Origin of the sequence: Paraburkholderia saeva, from assembly GCF_907164555.1 — a bacterium.
In the GTDB taxonomy this organism is placed as follows: domain Bacteria; phylum Pseudomonadota; class Gammaproteobacteria; order Burkholderiales; family Burkholderiaceae; genus Paraburkholderia; species Paraburkholderia saeva.
Window position 1 is genome coordinate 233,503 of record NZ_CAJQZC010000002.1, and the last position, 19,671, is coordinate 253,173.

At 63.8% G+C, this 19,671-nt stretch carries 16 protein-coding genes; 13 read left to right on the forward strand and 3 right to left on the reverse strand.

Translation table 11 applies throughout. The annotated features are described in order from the left end of the window. Positions 1 to 61 precede the first annotated feature (61 nt). Positions 62 to 268 (forward strand): cold shock domain-containing protein CspD, encoded by a 207-nt coding sequence (cspD, locus tag LPA36_RS05245; protein WP_017776809.1) that lies wholly within the window; start codon positions 62 to 64, stop codon positions 266 to 268. Between the two features lie 93 nt (positions 269 to 361). Here cspD and LPA36_RS05250 read toward each other — a convergent pair whose 3' ends face one another. Together LPA36_RS05250 and icd are read right to left on the reverse strand one after the other, a co-directional pair. Further along, positions 362 to 1,987, reverse strand: coding sequence for a multicopper oxidase family protein (locus LPA36_RS05250; RefSeq protein ID WP_228875619.1), 1,626 nt, complete (start codon positions 1,985 to 1,987; stop codon positions 362 to 364). A gap of 711 nt (positions 1,988 to 2,698) precedes the next feature. Then, positions 2,699 to 3,955: an NADP-dependent isocitrate dehydrogenase gene (icd, locus tag LPA36_RS05255; RefSeq protein ID WP_228875084.1), complete on the reverse strand. Its 1,257-nt coding sequence runs from the start codon at positions 3,953 to 3,955 to the stop codon at positions 2,699 to 2,701. A gap of 392 nt (positions 3,956 to 4,347) precedes the next feature. Between icd and LPA36_RS05260 the strand changes: the two genes are divergently transcribed. The 12 genes from LPA36_RS05260 (at position 4,348) to LPA36_RS05315 (ending at position 18,543) form a co-directional block, all read left to right on the forward strand. Next, positions 4,348 to 4,917 (forward strand): pseudouridine synthase, encoded by a 570-nt coding sequence (locus LPA36_RS05260; RefSeq protein ID WP_228875085.1) that lies wholly within the window; start codon positions 4,348 to 4,350, stop codon positions 4,915 to 4,917. Positions 4,918 to 5,312: 395 nt separating this feature from the next. Continuing rightward, positions 5,313 to 5,507, forward strand: a complete 195-nt coding sequence (locus LPA36_RS05265) for a hypothetical protein (protein ID WP_228875086.1) — start codon at positions 5,313 to 5,315, stop codon at positions 5,505 to 5,507. 146 nt (positions 5,508 to 5,653) lie between these two features. Beyond that, positions 5,654 to 6,160: a DUF192 domain-containing protein gene (locus LPA36_RS05270; protein ID WP_228875087.1), complete on the forward strand. Its 507-nt coding sequence runs from the start codon at positions 5,654 to 5,656 to the stop codon at positions 6,158 to 6,160. A gap of 320 nt (positions 6,161 to 6,480) precedes the next feature. Continuing rightward, a complete protein-coding gene (gene fusA, locus LPA36_RS05275; RefSeq protein WP_228875088.1) occupies positions 6,481 to 8,586 on the forward strand; it encodes an elongation factor G in 2,106 nt (701 codons plus the stop codon). 177 nt (positions 8,587 to 8,763) lie between these two features. Further along, a complete protein-coding gene (locus LPA36_RS05280) occupies positions 8,764 to 9,279 on the forward strand; it encodes a cupin domain-containing protein (RefSeq protein ID WP_228875089.1) in 516 nt (171 codons plus the stop codon). A gap of 40 nt (positions 9,280 to 9,319) precedes the next feature. Beyond that, positions 9,320 to 10,339 (forward strand): HoxN/HupN/NixA family nickel/cobalt transporter, encoded by a 1,020-nt coding sequence (locus LPA36_RS05285; protein WP_228875090.1) that lies wholly within the window; start codon positions 9,320 to 9,322, stop codon positions 10,337 to 10,339. 208 nt (positions 10,340 to 10,547) lie between these two features. Beyond that, positions 10,548 to 12,218 carry an ABC transporter substrate-binding protein gene (locus tag LPA36_RS05290; RefSeq protein WP_228875091.1) on the forward strand — a complete coding sequence of 557 codons (1,671 nt, stop codon included), beginning with the start codon at positions 10,548 to 10,550 and terminating at the stop codon, positions 12,216 to 12,218. Positions 12,219 to 12,297: 79 nt separating this feature from the next. Next, the gene (locus LPA36_RS05295; RefSeq protein WP_228875092.1) at positions 12,298 to 13,308 is read left to right on the forward strand and encodes an ABC transporter permease; all 1,011 of its coding nucleotides are present in this window, start codon (positions 12,298 to 12,300) and stop codon (positions 13,306 to 13,308) included. Then, positions 13,305 to 14,171, forward strand: coding sequence for an ABC transporter permease (locus LPA36_RS05300; RefSeq protein ID WP_228875093.1), 867 nt, complete (start codon positions 13,305 to 13,307; stop codon positions 14,169 to 14,171). Before LPA36_RS05295 ends, LPA36_RS05300 begins: the two co-directional genes overlap by 4 nt. Further along, entirely contained in the window at positions 14,168 to 16,264 is a 2,097-nt protein-coding gene (locus LPA36_RS05305; protein WP_228875094.1) for an ABC transporter ATP-binding protein, read from the forward strand. Before LPA36_RS05300 ends, LPA36_RS05305 begins: the two co-directional genes overlap by 4 nt. Before the next feature lie 1,084 nt (positions 16,265 to 17,348). Beyond that, positions 17,349 to 17,948, forward strand: coding sequence for a hypothetical protein (locus LPA36_RS05310; protein WP_228875095.1), 600 nt, complete (start codon positions 17,349 to 17,351; stop codon positions 17,946 to 17,948). A gap of 136 nt (positions 17,949 to 18,084) precedes the next feature. Then, positions 18,085 to 18,543: a hypothetical protein gene (locus LPA36_RS05315; RefSeq protein ID WP_228875096.1), complete on the forward strand. Its 459-nt coding sequence runs from the start codon at positions 18,085 to 18,087 to the stop codon at positions 18,541 to 18,543. Positions 18,544 to 18,621: 78 nt separating this feature from the next. On the opposite strand, the gene LPA36_RS05320 is transcribed toward LPA36_RS05315, so the two are convergent. Then, positions 18,622 to 19,467 carry an aldo/keto reductase gene (locus LPA36_RS05320; RefSeq protein ID WP_228875097.1) on the reverse strand — a complete coding sequence of 282 codons (846 nt, stop codon included), beginning with the start codon at positions 19,465 to 19,467 and terminating at the stop codon, positions 18,622 to 18,624. Positions 19,468 to 19,671 lie beyond the last annotated feature (204 nt).

A 19,671-nucleotide genomic window follows, 5' to 3' on the forward strand; every position in this document is an offset into this window, starting at 1 on the left:
TGCGGTCGTTAAGCTTTTCGAGGGGCTCGTGGTAGGGACATGAGTTACAGGGGAAGTTGGTATGGCAACTGGTACGGTCAAATGGTTCAATGACGCGAAAGGTTTCGGATTCATTACGCCCGACGAAGGCGGTGAGGATCTGTTTGCACACTTTTCGGCTATCCAGATGAACGGTTTCAAAACGCTCAAGGAAGGCCAGAAAGTAAGCTTCGAGGTCGTGCAAGGCCCCAAAGGCAAACAGGCATCGAACATCCAGGCTGCCGCCTGATTCCGTTCGATACCCGAACCCTGAAAACCCGGCTTCGTGCCGGGTTTTTTCATTTTGTATTTCTGTTCAGCGGTCGAAATCGTGAGGTGGCGCTCAGATTACCCTGAGCGTGCCCATCATGCCGAGGTCCTCGTGTTCGAGGATGTGGCAGTGGAACATCCGGTCGCCCGCCATCTTCTGGACCGTCGCGATGTGCACGGTCTCCCCGGGCTCGACGTTCACCGTGTCGCGCCACGCGCGATACGGCTCGGGCGTCACGGCGCCGCCCCGCTCCCGTCCTGTCACCTGGAACTGCGTGCCGTGCAGATGGAACGGATGATCCATGTCGGTGCGATTCTCGATGGTCCACGCCTCGACTTCGTCGCGCCGGCTCGTCAGGGTGATGCGTTCTGGATCGAACGAAGCGCCGTTGATCATGAAGCGCATTCCCGCCGGCATGCCGTGGGCCGACGCACCAGGACGATGCATCGCGGCCATATCCATCGCCTCTGAAAAAACAACTGACTTCCGCGCGACTGGTGCAGGAAACGTCACGATGCTCCGCAACGTTTCGGGTATTGCACGCGTTCCAGCGCCAGCCTCACCGGCCGGCAGCGGTTCAAACGCGACATCGGCGAGTACGCGCGCCGGTTCGGGTGGCAGGCTGCCCTCCGACATCGCCATCTTGCGACGGTCGTAGATATCGGCGGTCAGCGCTGCCTGTGAGGGCGTGCTGCCGGCACGCACGATCACTTCGGCGCGTTCGCCGGGCGCGAGCAGCAGTTCGGGCAGGCCGTCGCGCGGTTTTTCGAGCAGACCGCCGTCAGAGCCAACCTGAACGAAGCGCTGACCGTCGCCGGGCGAAAATCTCAGATAGCGGGCACTGCACGCATTCCACAGGCGCCAGCGCTCGTCTTCCTTGACGGTGATGCGCGGACGGCGCGCGCCGTTCACCAGCACGAACTGCCCTTCGCGACCGTTCATCCAGTCCATCATGTCGTTGGCCGGAATCGTGCCGTCGGTGGCGAGTTTCAGGTCGGAGAAGAACAGATGGCGCTCGGGAAAGGCGGCCAGCGGATCGTCGGCGGCACGGACGATGATCGGTCCGGCCAGCCCGCGAAAGACCTGTTCCGCCGACATCATGTGCGGATGCGGGTGATACCAGTATGTGCCGGCACTTCCGGCCGGCAATGTGAAGCGGTACACATGCGTGGCGCCCGGCGCGACCATCGACGACGGATTGCCGTCCTGATCCGGCGGGACCGGCAGACCGTGCCAGTGAATCGTCGACGGCTGCGGCAAGCGGTTCACGAAGCGGATCTCGACGGTGTCGCCTTCGCGGACATCGATGAGCGGGCCGATAACCGGGCCCTGCTCCGCCGTGGCCGCTGGCGGATTGTATTGCCAGAACGTCGTCGGTTTGCCGGAGAGCAGCGTGCGCTTTGCGGGCCGCGCGATCAGGGTCGCGCGAAAAAGACGTGGTTCGCTGCTTTCGTTCGTGAGCCGGCGCAGTTCTGCGAGCGGTGCGCCCGCGGGTAGCGCGTCGTGAGCGGCAAGCGGGACCTGCGTCGGCTTCTCTGCCGAAGGTTTTGCGTGCGACATACCGGCCATGTCCGGCATGTCGCCCATGCCCTCCATGCCCTGCATCGAATGGCCTGTGTGCTGCGCGAAAGCGCCACGCGCAAACAGCGACGCGACGGCGACGCTGAGCGAGCGGGCGAGAAATTGCCTGCGAATCATGTTGGGTTCCTTGTTGCGGCGAACGGGCGCAACGCGCCGCGCGTTCGCGGATGAGTCGTGTGATGGCCGGGCAAGGCGCTTGCCGGGCTCGTCTTCGATCGATGTCTGCACGGCGTGCGCGCCGTGATGTCGTCACGCGATGGGCGGACGCAGCAGCGGCACATGCGTCACGCTGTCGTGGGAGGGTTCGGAGACTGGCAGCCCGATCGACACATCGGGTGCGCGCGGTTCGAAATGCGCCGCGCTCAGGAAGACGCAGCAATGAAGACCACACGCGTTCGTGCAGCAGCCCGAATGGTCATGTCGACACGGCGCGCCTGTCGCAGGCGCTCCCCCGCATCCCGTCGCGGGCCGAACGCGTTCGCCCGATACGTGCTCCATACCGACCCTATGCTGCGCACGCGCCGTCGAATCAACGCTTGCAGGATGCGCGGCGTGCTCATGCGCGAACGCGCCCTGCCCGAAGAGCAGTGCGATCGAAAACACGACAAGCATTCGCCACATCAACGACATTGGAGGTTAGGCAGACTTGAGGTCGGAGTACGCGCGCAAGGATGATATCGCAGGCTTCGATACATTCGCTTGCTGCGCGAGACATGGAGTCTGAGTTTCCGGACACACGCCGCGAAGCCCTGTCAGAAAAAACCCCGGCGACACAATTTATGTCGGCCGGGGCTTCTTCACGCAGGCAGAAACGAAGCGACAACGCCCTTACATATTCTCGATCAACACCTGCCCAAAACCCGAACACGACACCTGCGTCGCGCCTTCCATCAGACGCGCGAAGTCATACGTGACGCGCTTTTGCAGAATCGACTTCTCCATCGCCGAAATGATGACGTCCGCAGCTTCGGTCCAGCCGAGGTGACGCAGCATCATTTCAGCCGACAGGATTTCCGAACCCGGATTCACGTAGTCCTTGCCGGCGTACTTCGGCGCCGTGCCGTGCGTCGCTTCGAACATCGCGACCGAATCCGACATGTTCGCGCCCGGCGCGATACCGATGCCGCCAACCTGCGCGGCGAGCGCGTCCGAAATGTAGTCGCCGTTCAGGTTCAGCGTGGCGATCACGTCGTACTCGGCGGGGCGCAACAGGATCTGCTGCAGGAACGCATCGGCGATGACGTCCTTCACAACGATGTCGCCACCCGTCTTCGTGTTCTTCACTTTCATCCACGGGCCGCCATCGATCAGTTCCGCGGCGAATTCCTTCTGCGCGAGCGCGTAACCGTAGTCACGGAAAGCGCCTTCCGTGAACTTCATGATGTTGCCCTTGTGAACCAGCGTGACCGAACGGCGATCGTTGTCGATCGCATACTGGATCGCCTTGCGCACCAGACGCTCCGTGCCTTCGCGCGACACCGGCTTCACGCCGATACCCGAACTGTCCGGGAAGCGGATCTTCTTCACGCCCATTTCGTCGCGCAGGAACTTGATGACCTTCTTCGCTTCCGCCGATTCGGCCGCCCATTCAATGCCGGCGTAGATGTCCTCCGAGTTCTCGCGGAAGATCACCATGTTGGTCTTCTCCGGCTCGCGCACGGGCGATGGCACGCCCTTGAAGTACTGCACCGGACGCAGGCACACATACAGGTCGAGTTCCTGACGCAGTGCGACGTTCAGCGAACGGATGCCGCCGCCGACCGGCGTTGTCAGCGGTCCCTTGATCGACACCACATACTCTTTCAGCACTTCGAGCGTTTCTTCCGGCAGCCACACGTCCGGACCGTAGACTTTGGTCGCCTTTTCGCCCGCGTAGATTTCCATCCAGTGGATTTTCTTCTTGCCCGCATACGCTTTCTCGAGCGCTGCGTCGACGACCTTGAGCATCACCGGCGTGATGTCGAGACCCGTACCATCGCCTTCGATATAAGGAATGATCGGCTGGTCGGACACGTTGAGTGAGTAATCCGCATTGACGGTGATCTTGTCACCGCCCGTCGGAACCTTGATGTGCTGATACGGCATGATCGGACTCCGTGATAGCTGTGCTGGTAGAAGCAGCGATAGGGAAGCTGATGGGGGACTGTGGAACCGGGCGCTCCTCGATATGCGCATTGCCGGACGCCCGCGAAGCGGTCAGGCCGCTATTCTAGCCCACGCTTTCGCACAGGCACGGGCGCGCCCGCCGGGCAGGAACAACACCGCTAAACCGGGGCAAAGCGAACAGAAAGGAGCAGCGCCCATTCTCTTATGTCTTATATAAGACATAAGACGTACCGTTCCGGATTATGCATTAATATCCCACCATCTGCCAACCCGCGCAAAAACCGCGCGCGCCGATCGCGCCGATCGCGCCGGACAGCACGACGCGTGCGTGCATCATCGATCAGCGCGGCTCGTCCACCGGAATTTATTGCATGCGTCTCATCGCGCTCAACAAGCCGTTCGGCACAATCTGCCAGTTCTCGCCGCACGAAACGCGCGCGTCACTCGCGGACTGGGTCAAGACGCCCGGCGTTTATCCCGCTGGCCGGCTCGACTCGGACAGCGAAGGCCTGTTGCTCCTCACCGACGACGGCGCACTGCAGGCACGCATCGCGGAGCCCCGCCACAAGCTCGTCAAACGCTACTGGGCGCAGGTGGAAGGTGCGCCTTCAGCGGACGACCTGAAGAAGCTCGCACGGGGTGTCGATCTTGGCGATTACGTGACGCGGCCGTGTCGTGCGGAGTTTGTCGAGCCGTCTGAATCGGTCTGGCAGCGCACACCGCCGATCCGCTTTCGTGCCGCAATTCCCACTACGTGGATCCAACTTTCGATTACGGAAGGCAAGAACCGCCAGGTTCGACGCATGACGGCAGCGGTCGGTTTTCCTACGCTGCGGCTTGTGCGTGTCGGTGTCGGCGCACTCGATATTTTTGCGCTGGGACTCGCGCCTGGCGAGCATATCGATGTGTCAGTACAGGCGCCATGGAATGGCATCGCGTGAGTCGCGACACGTTCGAAGCGCGCACACGTCTAGCGTATTTCTGACGTAAGCCGTTGTACTGTCAGTCATTTTTCTTCTCTACGCGAGGCGCAACAACGCCCGTTGTTCACGCGTTCACAGTCACGCAAAAACTTTCGCGAAAATTCGCGTCAACCGCCTCGTAACCTCACGCGTTATTCGACGCAGATGCCGTCCGGAAGCTATCGGCATTCAGCCTTGAAGGCCTTTGTGCAAGCCATTCTTGCGGTGAACACGTGAGGCCCGGATGTGACCGGCGTCATCGAAAATTTGTTCGATACGGCTGTCAACCGAAAGGTGGATGGCACGTTTACCGATCTGACTCAAGAACCGGGTCATTGGTTAATTAACTGCAACTCATGCTGAGGATTTACAAAATGAACAAACTGATCGCCGCTCTGGTCGCTGGCCTCTTCGCAACGGCAGCATTCGCACAAGCTTCGGCACCGGAAGCAGCAGCTCCGGCAGCTGCTTCGACGGCAAAGAAGTCGACGCACAAGTCGTCGACGCACAAGAAGTCGTCGCACAAAAAGGCAGCTCCGGCAGCAGCAGCTTCGGCCGCTTCGGAATAAGTTTGTTGTAAAAACGCAGTCAAGAACCCGCAGTATTGCCGTTCTTACGGCGTTGAAAGGCAGATGGCCGCAAGGCACTCTGCCTTTTTCTTTTTTGACGCGCTCGCGTAACATGCGCGGGTTAATTTCCTGCCAGGAGTCCCGCCGTGCGAATCACCTTGCGTTCACTTGTCGCGCGTTTCGCGTTCGCCATTGCCCTGCCCGTCGCGGCTCTTTCGTTCGCCGCCACCGGTTCAAATGACGCGTACGCGCAGCAGATGCCGCCAGGCGCGAAGCAACCCGGTGATTTTCCGCGCGTGAAGCTCACCGCCGGCATGTTCGTGATCGACGCTGCCGTTGCCGCGAACGACGCAGACCGCGAACAGGGCCTCATGTATCGCACGAAGCTCGCGCCGAACGAAGGCATGATCTTCGTCTTCAACGAAAACGCCGTTCACTGCTTCTGGATGAAGAACACGTTGATTCCGCTTTCGGTTGCGTTCATCCGCGCCGACGGCACGATCACCGACATCGATGAAATGCAGGCCGAAACCACGAACAATCACTGCCCGAAGAACAACGGCGTGTATGTGCTCGAAATGAGCAAGGGCTGGTTCACGGAAAAAGGCATCAAGCCGGGTATGAAGATTCAGGGTCTGCCCGCACCGCAATAAACGCCGCGGTCTACGACCGGCGGCACACCATACTTCCGCAAGGCCGGCGACACCCCGTGGGGTCGCCGGCCTTGCCGTTTTTCGCGCCGCGTCTGCCGCCCAAAACCGGCGGATGCAACGCGAACGTGCCGGCCGCGCCCGGCGCGACCGGGCGCGGAAGCACCGCCGACGGGCCGGGCCGCCCCGTCCGCCAAGATTCCTGCAAAAGCCTGACGGTAGCGCTATGCTTATGGTCTTATCACCGCAGCACCGCGGTCGTCCGGCGGGCGCAAGCCGAAGCCCGACGCCTTCCACCGGCGCGCCTTTCCAAGGAGATTCACGTGCCCAGAAAGACTCCCATTGAACGCTACCGGAACATTGGTATCAGCGCTCACATCGATGCCGGCAAGACCACCACCACGGAACGCATCCTGTTCTACACCGGCGTGACCCACAAGATTGGCGAGGTTCACGACGGTGCGGCGACAATGGACTGGATGGAACAGGAGCAGGAGCGCGGCATCACGATCACGTCGGCCGCGACGACGGCGTTCTGGAAAGGCATGGCCGGCAACTATCCGGAGCACCGGATCAACATCATCGACACCCCGGGGCACGTCGACTTCACGATCGAAGTCGAGCGCTCGATGCGCGTCCTCGACGGCGCGTGCATGGTGTACGACTCCGTCGGCGGTGTTCAGCCGCAGTCCGAAACCGTGTGGCGTCAGGCGAACAAGTACAAGGTGCCGCGCATTGCGTTCGTCAACAAGATGGACCGCGTCGGCGCCGATTTCTTCCGCGTCCAGCGGCAGATCGGCGATCGCCTGAAAGGCGTCGCGGTGCCGATCCAGATTCCGGTTGGCGCGGAAGATCATTTCCAGGGCGTCGTCGACCTCGTCAAGATGAAAGCGATCTTCTGGGACGAAGAAAACCAGGGCATCAAGTTCGAGTACCGCGATATCCCGCCTGAACTCGCGGATACCGCGAAGGAATGGCACGACAAGATGGTCGAAGCCGCGGCCGAAGCGAACGAGGAACTGCTCGACAAGTACCTGCACGGCGGCACGCTGACCGAAGAGGAAATCAAGCACGGCATCCGCGTGCGCTGCATTGCCAACGAGATCGTGCCGATGCTGTGCGGCAGCGCGTTCAAGAACAAGGGCGTGCAGGCCATGCTCGACGCGGTGATCGACTACCTGCCCTCGCCGGTCGACGTGCCCGCCATCACCGGCCACGACGAATACGACAAGGAAATCGAGCGTCATCCGACTGACACCGATCCGTTCTCGGCGCTCGCGTTCAAGATCATGACCGACCCGTTCGTCGGCCAGCTGATTTTCTTCCGCGTCTATTCGGGCGTGGTGAATTCGGGCGACACCGTCTACAACGCGGTCAAGGAGAAGAAAGAGCGCCTTGGCCGGATCCTGCAGATGCATGCGAACGAGCGCAAGGAAATCAAGGAGGTCTACGCGGGCGACATCGCCGCGGCAGTCGGCCTGAAGGAAGCGACCACCGGCGACACGCTGTGCGATCCGAACAACGTGATCATTCTCGAACGGATGATCTTCCCGGAACCGGTGATCTCGCAGGCCGTCGAGCCGAAGACCAAGGTCGACCAGGAAAAGATGGGCATCGCACTCAACCGTCTCGCGCAGGAAGATCCTTCATTCCGCGTGCAGACAGATGAAGAATCCGGCCAGACGATCATCTCCGGCATGGGCGAGCTGCACCTGGAAATTCTCGTCGACCGGATGAAGCGCGAGTTCGGCGTGGAAGCGACCGTCGGCAAGCCGCAGGTCGCGTATCGCGAAACGGTGCGTATCAAGGTCGAGGATGTCGAAGGCAAGTTCGTCAAGCAGTCGGGCGGGCGCGGCCAGTATGGCCACGCGGTCATCACGCTTGAGCCGGCGCCGCAGGGCAAGGGCTACGAATTCGTCGATGCGATCAAGGGCGGCGTGATTCCGCGCGAATTCATTCCGGCCGTCGACAAGGGCATCATCGAAACGCTGAAGGCCGGCGTGCTGGCGGGCTACCCGGTAGTCGACGTGAAGGTCACGCTGACTTTCGGTTCGTACCACGACGTCGACTCGAACGAAAACGCGTTCCGCATGGCCGGTTCGATGGCGTTCAAGGAAGCGATGCGCAAGGCGAAGCCGGTCCTGCTCGAACCGATGATGGCCGTCGAGGTGGAAACGCCGGAAGACTTCATGGGCAACGTGATGGGCGACCTGTCGAGCCGTCGCGGGATGGTGCAGGGCATGGAAGACATCGCCGGCGGCGGCGGCAAGCTGGTGCGCGCCGAAGTGCCGCTCGCGGAGATGTTCGGTTACTCCACCTCGCTGCGTTCGGCGACCCAGGGCCGTGCGACGTACACGATGGAGTTCAAGCACTACGCCGAGACGCCGAACAACGTCGCCGAAGCCGTGATCAACGCGAAGCAGAAGTAAGCCGTCCGTTGCAGCGCGTTTTGTGCTGCGATTGAAGAAGGTCCTCGAAGCCCGTCCTTGCAGGACGGGCTTTTTTACATCCGCGGCACCCGCGCACACCGTCAAGCCACACACACGTTTTTGAACGTGCAAAAATGCCGGATCGCAGCGTCAGCCACGCCAGTGAGGAGACACGCCATGAGCCACGATCACGAGCATCCGCATAACCACGACGCCCCGCCGTCGACACCGGTAGACTGGCGCGAGCACGGGGTGAAGGTCATCCGGGGCGACCAGCTGGACAGCAACACGGCGCAGACGCCCGGCATGAACCGCGCTGCCGCGATCAACGCGGCGCGCGTCGGTGCCCAGAAAATCTGGGCGGGCACGGTCACGATTCACCCGAACGCGAAGACGGGCGCCCATCATCACGGCGCCCTCGAAAGCGTCATCTACGTGGTGCGCGGCCAGGCGCGGATGCGATGGGGCGAGCACCTCGAGTTCACCGCCGAAGCCGGTCCGGGCGACTTCATCTTCGTGCCGCCTTATGTGCCGCATCAGGAGATCAACGCGAGCACCGACGATCCGCTCGAATGCGTGCTCGTGCGCAGCGATAACGAGGCCGTCGTCGTGAACCTGAACATCGACGCGGTCGAAGCGCCCGAAACGGTGTACTGGGTCGATCCGATCCACAAGCATCCACACGATCATTGAGCCGGCCACTGGCCACCCGACCCGACAGCACGCGCCCTTCATGACGCCGACCTCTACCGCGCTACGCCCTCGCCTCTTCACGCTCTACGCCGTGCTGATCGCCGCCAATCTGGGGGCGTGGGCCTGGGCGCTGATCGCGTTTCGCCACTATCCGCTGCTGCTCGGCACGGCGCTGCTCGCGTATGGCTTCGGTCTGCGCCATGCGGTCGATGCCGACCACATCGCCGCCATCGACGCCGTCACGCGCAAGCTGATGCAGGAAGGCAAACGGCCGCTGACGGTCGGCCTGTCGTTCTCACTCGGACATTCCACGATCGTGATTGCAGCGACGGTCGGCATCGCGATGACGGCGCTTTCGATGCACCAGCAGTTCGAGCGGTTCAGGACCGTCGGCGGCACGATCGGCACTGCCGTTTCAGCGGCGTTTCTGCTCGTGCTCGCCATGGTGAATCTCGTGATCCTGCGCGACGTGTGGCGCCGCTACCGGCACGTGCAGCGCGGCGGCGAACTGCCCGCCGATGCCGCGACGCCAGCGCCTGCCGGCCTGCTGTCGCGCGCGCTGCGGCCGCTTTTCAGGCTGGTGTCGAAGAGCTGGCACATGTACCCGGTCGGCGTGCTGTTCGGACTCGGCTTCGACACGGCCACCGAAATCGGCCTGCTCGCCATCGCCGCGGCCGAAGCGGGCAAAGGTCTGCCGATGTACTCGATCCTCGTGTTTCCCGCGCTGTTCACGGCCGGCATGACGCTCGTCGACTCCACCGACAACGTGCTGATGGTTCATGCATACGGCTGGGCGATGGACGACCCGCGCCGCAAGCTCTACTACAACGCGAGCATCACGTTTGTGTCGGCGGTCGTTGCGATTGTGATCGGCGGCGTCGAGGCGCTGGGCCTGCTGTCGGACAAACTCGGCTTCACGGGCGGCGTGTGGGACGCGGTGGCGGCGCTCAACGATCGCTTCGGCATGCTCGGCTACGGGATCGTCGCGATGTTCATGGCGTGCTGGATCGGCTCCGTGCTGTTTCACCGCTGGCGTCGTCCTGCCGCGATTGCCCGCTAGCCGCACCCATAGTACACGGCAGCAATCGTTGTGCCCGTTTTGTCCGCGCCGGACGGAATTTGCGCGCCGCGCGGCGTTCCGGTTCCGCGGGCAATCGCTTACACTGGACCTCCCGTCACGTCGCTCGCCATTGCGCCAGGTTGCGCTGGACCGCACCGAAGACCTGATGGCACGCGTTGCCCGATAGAACCCAACGGAACACCATTCGATGAAGAATTCCGCGGATCGCCTTTCAGCCCCTCTCGACCTCGAAGCCGCGCGACGTGCCGCCAGTGAACCTGGCCAGCACGCCATCGACGAGTTCGTGGCCGGTCGCCTCACGCGTCGCGAACTGCTGCGCTACGCAGGCGTGATCGGTCTCTCGCTGGCGGGCGGCGGCCTCTTCACATCGCCGCGTGCGCAGGCGCAGGGCACGCCAAAAGGTGCGAACGCGACGATCCGCGTCGCGCACCTGATGCCGGGCGGCGCCGTGGATCCGCTGACCGTGACGGATGCCGGCGGCCTCGCGCTCCTGAACCAGACCGGCGAATTCCTCATCAACGACGACGAGCATTCGCAGTTGCAACCTGCGCTGGCGCTTTCGTGGGAGCCAAACGCAAAGGGCGACGTGTGGACGTTCAAGCTCCGTCAAAACGTGAAATTCCACGACGGCCAGACGTTCGGCGCAAAGGACGTCGTCGCCACGTTCGACCGCCTTGCCGATCCGGCAACCGGATCGGCGGCGCTTTCGGTGCTGAAGGGCGTGCTGTCGAAAGGCGGCGCAAAGCTCGTCGACGAACATACCGTCGCGTTCCATCTCGACGCGCCGAACGGCAACTTCCCGTATTACGTCTCGTCGGACAATTACAACGCTGTGATGCTGCCCGCGAACTATGCCGGCAACTACGAGAAAACGTTCATCGGCACGGGCGCGTTCAAGCTCGAGTCGTATCAGCCGAAGCTGAGCGCTTCGTTCGTGCGCAATCCCGACTACTGGGGCGAAAAGGCGCTGCCGCAACGCGTGCAGTTCGCGTTCTACGCCGACGAACAGGCGCAGATTCTCGCGCTGCAGGGTCGTCAGGCCGATGTGATGGGCACGTTCACCGTGCAGGGCGGCTCCGGCATTCTCAACAATCCCGAGTTCAAGGTGATTGGCGTGCGTTCGAGCGCGCATCGTCAGATGCACATGCGCAACGACAATCCGCTTTTCAGGGACAAGCGCGTGCGCCAGGCGCTCGCGCTGTCGCTCGATCGCGACGTGATGGTGCGCGGGCTCTTCAAGGGCCGCGCGATGGTCGCGAACGACAATCCGTTTGCGTCCGTCTTTCCTTCGTCGGACATGAGCGTGCCGCAACGCAGGCTCGACGTCGCGAAGGCGAAGCAGCTGCTTGCGCAGGCCGGCGTTCCCAACGGTTTCGACGTCACGCTCACGACCGAGAAATACATGGAGATTCCCGATCTCGCCGTCGTCATACAGAACGCGGCGAAGGCGATCGGCGTGCGGATCAACCTGAAGGTGGAAAGCCAGTCGCTCTATTACGGCGCGGGCACGCCCGGTAAATCGGACTGGCTCGACTCGCCGCTCGGCATCACCGATTATGGCCATCGCGGCGTACCGAACGTGTTCCTCAACGCGCCGCTCACAAGCGGCGGCACCTGGAACGCGGCGCACTTCAAGAATCCGCAGTACGACAAACTCGTTGCCGATTTTGTCGGCGCACTCGACGTCGCATCGCAAAAGAAAATCGCCGGACAGATCGAAACCCTGCTACTCGACGAAACGCCGGTCATCATCCCGTACTTCTACGACCAGTTGATCGCGACACGCAGCACACTCTCCGGCGTGCGTTTCACCGCAATCGCGCAACTGTATTTCGACCGCTCGGTGCTGACCGCCTGAGCGGCCCACCGGTTACGCCGCCAGTCCATCCCTACATCGCGTCCGTCGCCCGTTCCATCAAGCCCCAAGCGAGCATTCGATGTCGACAACGGCTACTCCTCCCACCTCGGCCGCCAGAAGCGGCAACGCAGGCCGCGTCGTGCGCTTCGTGGCGACGCGCGTCGCGCTCTCGCTGGTGACGCTGTGGCTCCTTTCCGTGCTCGTCTTCGCGGGCGGCCAGTTGCTGCCGGGCGATATCGGCCGCGCGGTGCTCGGGCCGCTTGCCGATGCGCGCGCAGTCGCCGCACTCAATCATCAGCTCGGCGCGGACCGGCCTTTGCTCACGCAGTACGTCGGCTGGATCACGCACTTCGTGCGCGGCGACATGGGCATGTCGTATGTGTTCCGCACGCCGGTCGCGCCGTTCGTCGTCACCGCGCTCGCCCTTTCCGCGAAGCTCGGCCTGCTTGCGTTCGTGGTGGTGGTGCCGCTCGGCATCGCGGGCGGCGTGTGGGCGGCCATGCACGCGGGACGCTGGATCGATCGCACGATCAGCATCACAGGTCTCTCGGCGACGGTCGTGCCTGAGTTCGTGTCATCGATCGTGCTGATCCTGATTTTCGGCATCTGGCTGCAATGGTTGCCGATCGAAGCGTCATACCCACCCGACGCCAGCGTGTTCGAACAACTGAGACATCTGGTCCTGCCGGTGCTGCCGCTTGTCTTTGTGTTCTTCGGCTACATCGCGCGGATGGCACGCGCGGGCACGGTCGAGGCGCTCGACGCCGACTACACGCGTACTGCGATCCTCAAAGGATTGCCGCAGCACGTCGTGATCTGGCGGCACGTACTGCGCAATGCCCTGCTGCCGACGATCACCGTCGCCGCCACGCAGCTTGGCTACATGATCGGCGGCCTCGTTGTGGTCGAGACGCTCTTTCACTATCAGGGCATCGGCTCGCTGATCTACAACGCCGCCAAGGCGAAGGACTTCCCGATGCTCGAAGCGGGTGTGCTGACGGTCGGCGTTGTCTATACGGTGGCGAATCTCGCCGCCGATGCGCTCTATGTGCTGCTCAATCCGCGTCTGCGTGTCGGAGGGGCTGAATGAGCGCCGTCGTCCCGCCGGAATCCGCGCGCAACGAAGCGCCCCGCTACGACCGCCTGCGCGCGCTGCTGCTTTCGCCGACGTTCGTCGCCGGTGCGCTGATCGTGCTCGGCTGGGTGGTGTGCGCGATTGCGGGGCACTGGATCGCACCGCTCGATCCGTATGCGTCCGATCCGCTCAATTCGCTCACGCCGCCCGATCACACGCACTGGTTCGGCACCGACCAGCTCGGCCGCGATGTGTTTTCGCGCGTGATCACGGGCGCGCGCGACATCCTCACGATCGCGCCGCTCGCGACGCTGCTCGGCACGCTCGCCGGCACGGCGCTCGGTCTCGTCGTTGGTTATTTCGACGGCTGGATCGACAACGTGATCAGCCGCGCCATCGACGCCGTGCTCGCGCTGCCGCTCGTGATCGTCGCGCTGCTCGCGCTTGCCGCGGTCGGCACGTCGAACTTCACGGTGATCCTCGTGATCGGCATCACGTTCACGCCGATTACCGCGCGCACCGTGCGGGCCGCCGTGCTGGCCGAGCGCCACCTCGATTACGTCGCCGCGGCCCAGCTGCGCGGCGAGAACGCGCTCTACATCATGTTCGCGGAGATCCTGCCGAACGTGCTGCCGCCGATCGTCGTCGAAGCAAACGTGCGGCTCGGTTACGCCATCTTCGCGGTCGCGACACTGTCGTTTCTCGGCTTCGGCATCCAGCCCCCTTCGGCCGACTGGGGGCTCGCGCTGTCGGAGTCGTACACGCTGATGGCGGGCGGCGCATGGTGGACGGTGGTGTTCGATGCGGCGGCAATTGCATCGCTCGTCGTCGGCGTCAATCTGATCGCGGATAGCGTGGAAGGTGTACTCGACCGATGAACGCGCCGCCGCCCTCCGCCTTCCCCGCCTTCGACGTATCGAAGAGCGAGCGGACCGATGCGCTGACGATCGTCGGCCTCACCGTCAGCTACCGTTCGCGCGGACGCGATCGCGAGGTGCTGCAGGACGTGTCGTTTCGCGTGAAGCGCGGCGAGGCGTATGGTCTCGTCGGCGAATCCGGATGCGGCAAGTCGACGGTCGCGATGGCCGCGCTGCGCTATCTGCCGCGTAACGGCAAGGTGAAAGCCGGGCGCATCCTGATCGCCGGCCAGGACCCCAATGCGCTCGATGCCGACGCGCTGCGCACGATGCGCGCGAAGTCGATCTCGATGGTGTATCAGGACCCGGCGCGCGCGCTCAACCCGTCGCTCACTGTCGCGCGTCAGGTATCGGAGGCATTCGAGGCCGCCGGCGCGACGCCTCGCGAAGCGCTGGAGCGTACAGTCGAGATGTTGCGTCGCGTACAGATCGCGTCGCCCGCGCGCGTGATGGACAGCTACCCGCATCAGCTCTCCGGCGGCATGCAGCAGCGCGTCGTGATCGCGATGGCGCTCGCGTCGAACCCCGCGCTGCTGATTCTCGATGAACCGACAACCGGTCTCGACGCCACCGTCGAAGCCGAAGTGCTCGATCTCGTCGCGCAGCTGCGCGCGGAGTTCGGCACGGCGGTCCTCTTCATCAGCCACAACCTTGCGGTGATCGGGCGGATGTGCGAGCGCGTCGGGGTGCTGTATGCGGGCAAGCTCGTCGAAGAAGGCACGACGCGCGATGTGTTCGCGCGGCCGCGCCATCCGTATACGGTCGGCCTGTTGCGCTGCCTGCCGGTCACGGGTCGCAGCAAGGACACGGACCGGCTCGATACGATCGCCGGCCAGTTGCCGCTCGCCGGCTCGGTGACGCAAGGCTGCATTTACGCCGCGCGTTGCCGCCTCGCCGACGACCGCTGCCGGCGCGAGGCACCGCCGCCGTATCGCGTGAGCGCGAAGCACGGCGACCAGATGTCGCGTTGCCACTATCACGAGCGCGCCATCGACCTGCCGCGCAATACCGGCGAGCAGCCGGACGCCGGTCGGTCCGCGCGGAGCGGCGCCGAAAAGCCCGTACTCGTGCTGCGCGCCGAACACGTATCGAAGACGTTCCACATACCGGGCGGCACGTTACGCGCAGTCGACGACGTCTCGCTCGAACTGATGAAAGGCGAGACGCTTGGCCTCGTCGGCGAATCGGGCAGCGGGAAGACAACGCTCGCGCGTCTGCTGCTCGGTCTCGTTTCACCCGATGCGGGCAGTGTCATCGAACTCGACGGCGCGCAGTTGCCGGCACGCGTGACACGTCGCAACGACGAACAGGTGAAGTCGTTGCAGATCGTGTTCCAGAATCCAGATTCGGCGCTTAACCGCTCGCATTCGGTGAGGCGGCTGATCGGCCGTGCGCTGTCGCGACTGGGTGCGCTGCGCGGGCCGGCACACGACGCGCGGCTTGCCGCGCTCGCCGCCGCCGTGCGCCTGCCCGACCGCTATCTGGGCGTCCGCACACGCCAGCTGTCGGGCGGCCTCAAGCAGCGCGTCGCGATCGCGCGCGCGTTCGCGGGCGATCCGCGGGTGGTCGTCTGCGACGAACCCACTTCCGCGCTCGACGTCTCCGTGCAGGCTGCGATTCTCAACCTGCTTGCCGATCTGCAACGCGAACATGGCGTGAGCTATGTGTTCATCTCGCACGACCTCAACGTCGTGCGCTATCTGTCCGACCGGATCGCGGTGCTCTATCTCGGCCGCCTGATGGAAATCGGACCGGCCTCCGCGGTGTTCGACGGGCCGCATCATCCGTACACCGAGGCGTTGGTCTCGTCGATTCCGACGCTCGATTCAGACGGCGACGCGCAACGCGTCCGTCTTTCCGGCGAACTGCCGTCGGCCTCCGCGCCGCCTTCCGGCTGCGTTTTTCATACGCGTTGCCCACGCAAGCTCGGCGCGATCTGCGAACAGCAGGATCCGCCGATGCACGATGCCGGTGACGCTCACCGGATTCGCTGCCACATCCCCGTCGACGAACTGCGTCTGCTTCAGCGCGGCACCGCGCACAGCACGACGTAGCGTGTGATCACGCGCGCCACGCGGTGCGCGCGCCCGGCCGGCGGCGAGGCTGCACCCGTGAGGGGCCGCACGGGTTCGTCTGCTGAATGCCGGCGATTCATCGATGACACGTCACACGCGGAGAAATACACCTCGCGTTTCACAGCCGAAACGTTTTCGCAGCGTTATTGAGCGTCTGCGTGCGATTCTGTCTGCGCGAGCAAGGCCCGACGCGGGTTTGCGGGCCGTGGCATGGTTGTCGCTATGTAAGGTGCGGACAACCGGTACGCGATCAGCGACAACGGGGTTGAGCTCTCCGGTACGGGTGACCGATTCAAATAACAGCTTCGTGTTTCGCCGGCAGTCTGCGAAACGCGCAGCGTGCGGACCAGCAAGAGGGAGCGACGAGGCTCGCGCGATGACGAGCCCTCCGCACGCGAGGTGGCCAATAAGAGACGGCGACAGACGAGGCGTCGCCCTCTCGCCGGGAGATAAGTGATGAATAATATTTTAGATAAGTACTACTACTGGTTACGGGGTGCGGCAGCAGTTGTCGCTGGCGCGGGGACTTTTATGGCGGGGAATTTCGCCCACGCCGCATCGACGAACGAGGTGATCCCGCAATGGATTCTCGTCGCCGATGCGCCGTTGCCGGCCAGCGGCGGACAGGCCGCAACAACCCAGGCGACATCCGCGGCAACGCCGGCATCCGCCCGGGGCGCGACGAATAGCGTCGCGACACACACCTCGCTCGCGGGCGGAAGCCTCATGGCTGATGCGCCGCTGCCGGCCAGCGGCAGTCGCGCAGGCGCGCCGGGCATATCGACATCGGAGGTAGCTGTACTCGCGCAGCAGGGCTCATCGCCGACAGGCGAATCTTCCGACGCAGTTATCACGGCAGCCGACGACGCTGCAGCCGTGTTCCAGACTTCGCGGGAATGCCGCGGGAATGCAGTCGGCGACTGCGATCAGAAAGTGGCGAACGGCGGACGCGGCGGAAGCAGCGGCGCGGCTTCGAGCGGCTCGAATAGCGGTAGTGGCGGTAGCAGCGCCGGCGCGGCGGCCGGTGGCGCGAGCGGAAACTCATCTAGCGGCAGCGCCGGTGGTGCCAGCGGCCGAGGTGGCGGTGGTGGTGGTGGTGGTGGTGGTGGCGGCGGTGGTGGTGGCGGTGGCGGTGGCGGTGGTGGTGGTGGTGGTGGTGGTGGTGGTGGTGGTGGCGGTGGCGGTGGCGGTGGCGGTGGTGGTGGTGGTGGTGGCGGTGGCGGTGGCGGTGGCGGTGGCGGTGGCGGTGGCGGTGGCGGCGGTGGTGGCGGCGGTGGTGGCGGTGGTGGTGGCTGTGGTTGTGGCGGTGGTAGTTCCAGCGGTGGTGCCAGCAGCGGTGGTCAGGGCGGCGGCTTCGGTGCCGGTGGTCCAGGTGGCGGCTTCGGCGCGGGTGGTCCTGGCGGTGGTTTCGGTGCTGGCGGTCCCGGCGGTGGGTTTGGCGGTGGTTTCGGCAGAGGAAGCGGCTCCGGCGGAGGCTATGGCGGCAGCTCCGGTGGCAGCGGTAGAGGCGGTGGCAACGGACGCTAGATCCGATGCTACGGAACGGCGCCCCCGCGCCGTTCCTCATACCCGAAGCGAATCAGTTCCCTGTCGATCCGTGCAGGCGGTGACGCTCCGATCCCCCGGTCGGACGTCACCGCCCTTGCCGGACACCTTTCCCTGATATGTTCAATCGTTTCGCATCCGGGCAGATTGCACGGAAGGTCTCGATTCCAACGTTCACGCAGTGCATGTACGCAGGAACCAATCGGCCAGGCGCGCCTCATACTGGATTCAACAATCAGCATGAGGACAGCACGATGCAAAGACACGTTCCCGTATTCGCGGCACGCGCGGCTTCAGCTCTACTGATGATTACCACGCTCGGCACAGCCTCGCTGGCGAATGCGCAGACGCCCGCTCAACCGGTCACTCCAGCTACGGCCGTCGCGCCGGCGGTCGATCCAACGTTCTCGGCGTCTTCGCTCGCGCAGCTCTGCAGGAACAGGTCGGACAATGTCGCCCAGGGTCAATGCGTCGGCGCGGTTCGCGGCATCATCCACGGCTATCAGTACGGCGTGCTGTTCCTCGCCCAGCGTACCTCGCTGCCCGCGAATGAAACACAACGCGTCTCGCTGTGTCTGCGCAACACGCCGGTCTCGACGATCGTCGACGATTTCCTGCACGATGCCGCGCAGGTCAGCGACGACGCCCTCAAGCGCACGCCCGCCGAAGTCGCCGTACTCGGCTCCGTTCATTCACATCACGCGTGCAGTTGATACGACGCGTGCGCCCAATATGCGCGTAGCCGGTGTCCACATCTGAACCCGGCCGCGCCGAACGTGCGCGCGTGCGTATCACAGCATTTCGAGCGGTCGCTTGCTGCGCGGCGGCCGGAAATACGCATCGATGGCTGCATGTTCATCGGCGGTGAGCTGCAGATCCATGGCACGCCGGTTGTCGCGTACATGTTCGATACGGCCAGACTTCGGAATCGCGAACACTTCGGGCCGGCGCAGCACCCACGCAAGCGCCACCTGAAACACCGACACACCCCGCACGCTGGCAATATCGTCGAGCGGTGAGCGCTTCGGCAAGCGCGCGTGATCGACCGGACTGTACGACATGGTGGGCATCGAACGTTCCGCGAGCCACGGCAGCAGGTCGAACTCGGGCCCGCGCCGCGCGACGTTGTAGAGCACCTGGTTCGTCGCGCATGCTTCGCCGCCGGGCACGGAGAAGAGTTCTTCCATATCGTCGGTATCGAAATTGCTGACGCCCCAGTGGCGAATCTTGCCCGCGCGGCGCAGGGCCTCGAAACCTTCGACGGTCTCCGCGAGCGGCACCGATCCACGCCAGTGCAGCAGATACAGATCGACGCGATCGGTCTTCAAACGCTTCAGGCTCTGCTCGCACGCTGCCTGCACGCCACGACGGCTTGCGTTGTGCGGATACACCTTGCTGACGAGAAACACGTCGTCGCGCACGCCGCTCAACGCTTCGCCCAGCAGCGATTCGGTCGCGCCCTCGCCGTACATTTCGGCGGTATCGATGAGCGTCATGCCGAGATCGATGCCTTCGCGCAACGCGGCGATTTCCGCTGCGCGTCGCGACGGCTGTTCGCCCATCTCCCACGTGCCCTGCCCCAGCTTCGGAATGCGCTCGCCATCGGGCAGGCTTACGCTTGCGATCTCATTCGACATGCTTGCTCCTTGTGTGCGGGTTGCTTCGACGTACGCCGCGCGATGCCAGATCTGCCTGCAGGCCCGCCAGTGAAGAGGCGAACAGCCACGCGCGACGACCACCATTCGAACGAGTGTATCCGCTCACGAAACCGCGAACAGATGGACTCGCAAAAGCCCGCTATAACGCGAACGCGCCAATGACATAGAATTGCCGCTTGCCCT

Coding starts and splice junctions, on each gene's coding strand:
- LPA36_RS05250 (WP_228875619.1), bottom strand. CDS start 1,987: ATGATTCGCAGGCAATTTCTCGCCCGCTCGCTCAGCGTCGCCGTCGCG.
- cspD (WP_017776809.1), top strand. CDS start 62: ATGGCAACTGGTACGGTCAAATGGTTCAATGACGCGAAAGGTTTCGGA.
- icd (WP_228875084.1), bottom strand. CDS start 3,955: ATGCCGTATCAGCACATCAAGGTTCCGACGGGCGGTGACAAGATCACC.
- LPA36_RS05305 (WP_228875094.1), top strand. CDS start 14,168: ATGAACGCGCCGCCGCCCTCCGCCTTCCCCGCCTTCGACGTATCGAAG.
- LPA36_RS05280 (WP_228875089.1), top strand. CDS start 8,764: ATGAGCCACGATCACGAGCATCCGCATAACCACGACGCCCCGCCGTCG.
- LPA36_RS05260 (WP_228875085.1), top strand. CDS start 4,348: ATGCGTCTCATCGCGCTCAACAAGCCGTTCGGCACAATCTGCCAGTTC.
- LPA36_RS05320 (WP_228875097.1), bottom strand. CDS start 19,467: ATGTCGAATGAGATCGCAAGCGTAAGCCTGCCCGATGGCGAGCGCATT.
- LPA36_RS05315 (WP_228875096.1), top strand. CDS start 18,085: ATGCAAAGACACGTTCCCGTATTCGCGGCACGCGCGGCTTCAGCTCTA.
- LPA36_RS05265 (WP_228875086.1), top strand. CDS start 5,313: ATGAACAAACTGATCGCCGCTCTGGTCGCTGGCCTCTTCGCAACGGCA.
- LPA36_RS05290 (WP_228875091.1), top strand. CDS start 10,548: ATGAAGAATTCCGCGGATCGCCTTTCAGCCCCTCTCGACCTCGAAGCC.
- LPA36_RS05285 (WP_228875090.1), top strand. CDS start 9,320: ATGACGCCGACCTCTACCGCGCTACGCCCTCGCCTCTTCACGCTCTAC.
- LPA36_RS05300 (WP_228875093.1), top strand. CDS start 13,305: ATGAGCGCCGTCGTCCCGCCGGAATCCGCGCGCAACGAAGCGCCCCGC.
- LPA36_RS05295 (WP_228875092.1), top strand. CDS start 12,298: ATGTCGACAACGGCTACTCCTCCCACCTCGGCCGCCAGAAGCGGCAAC.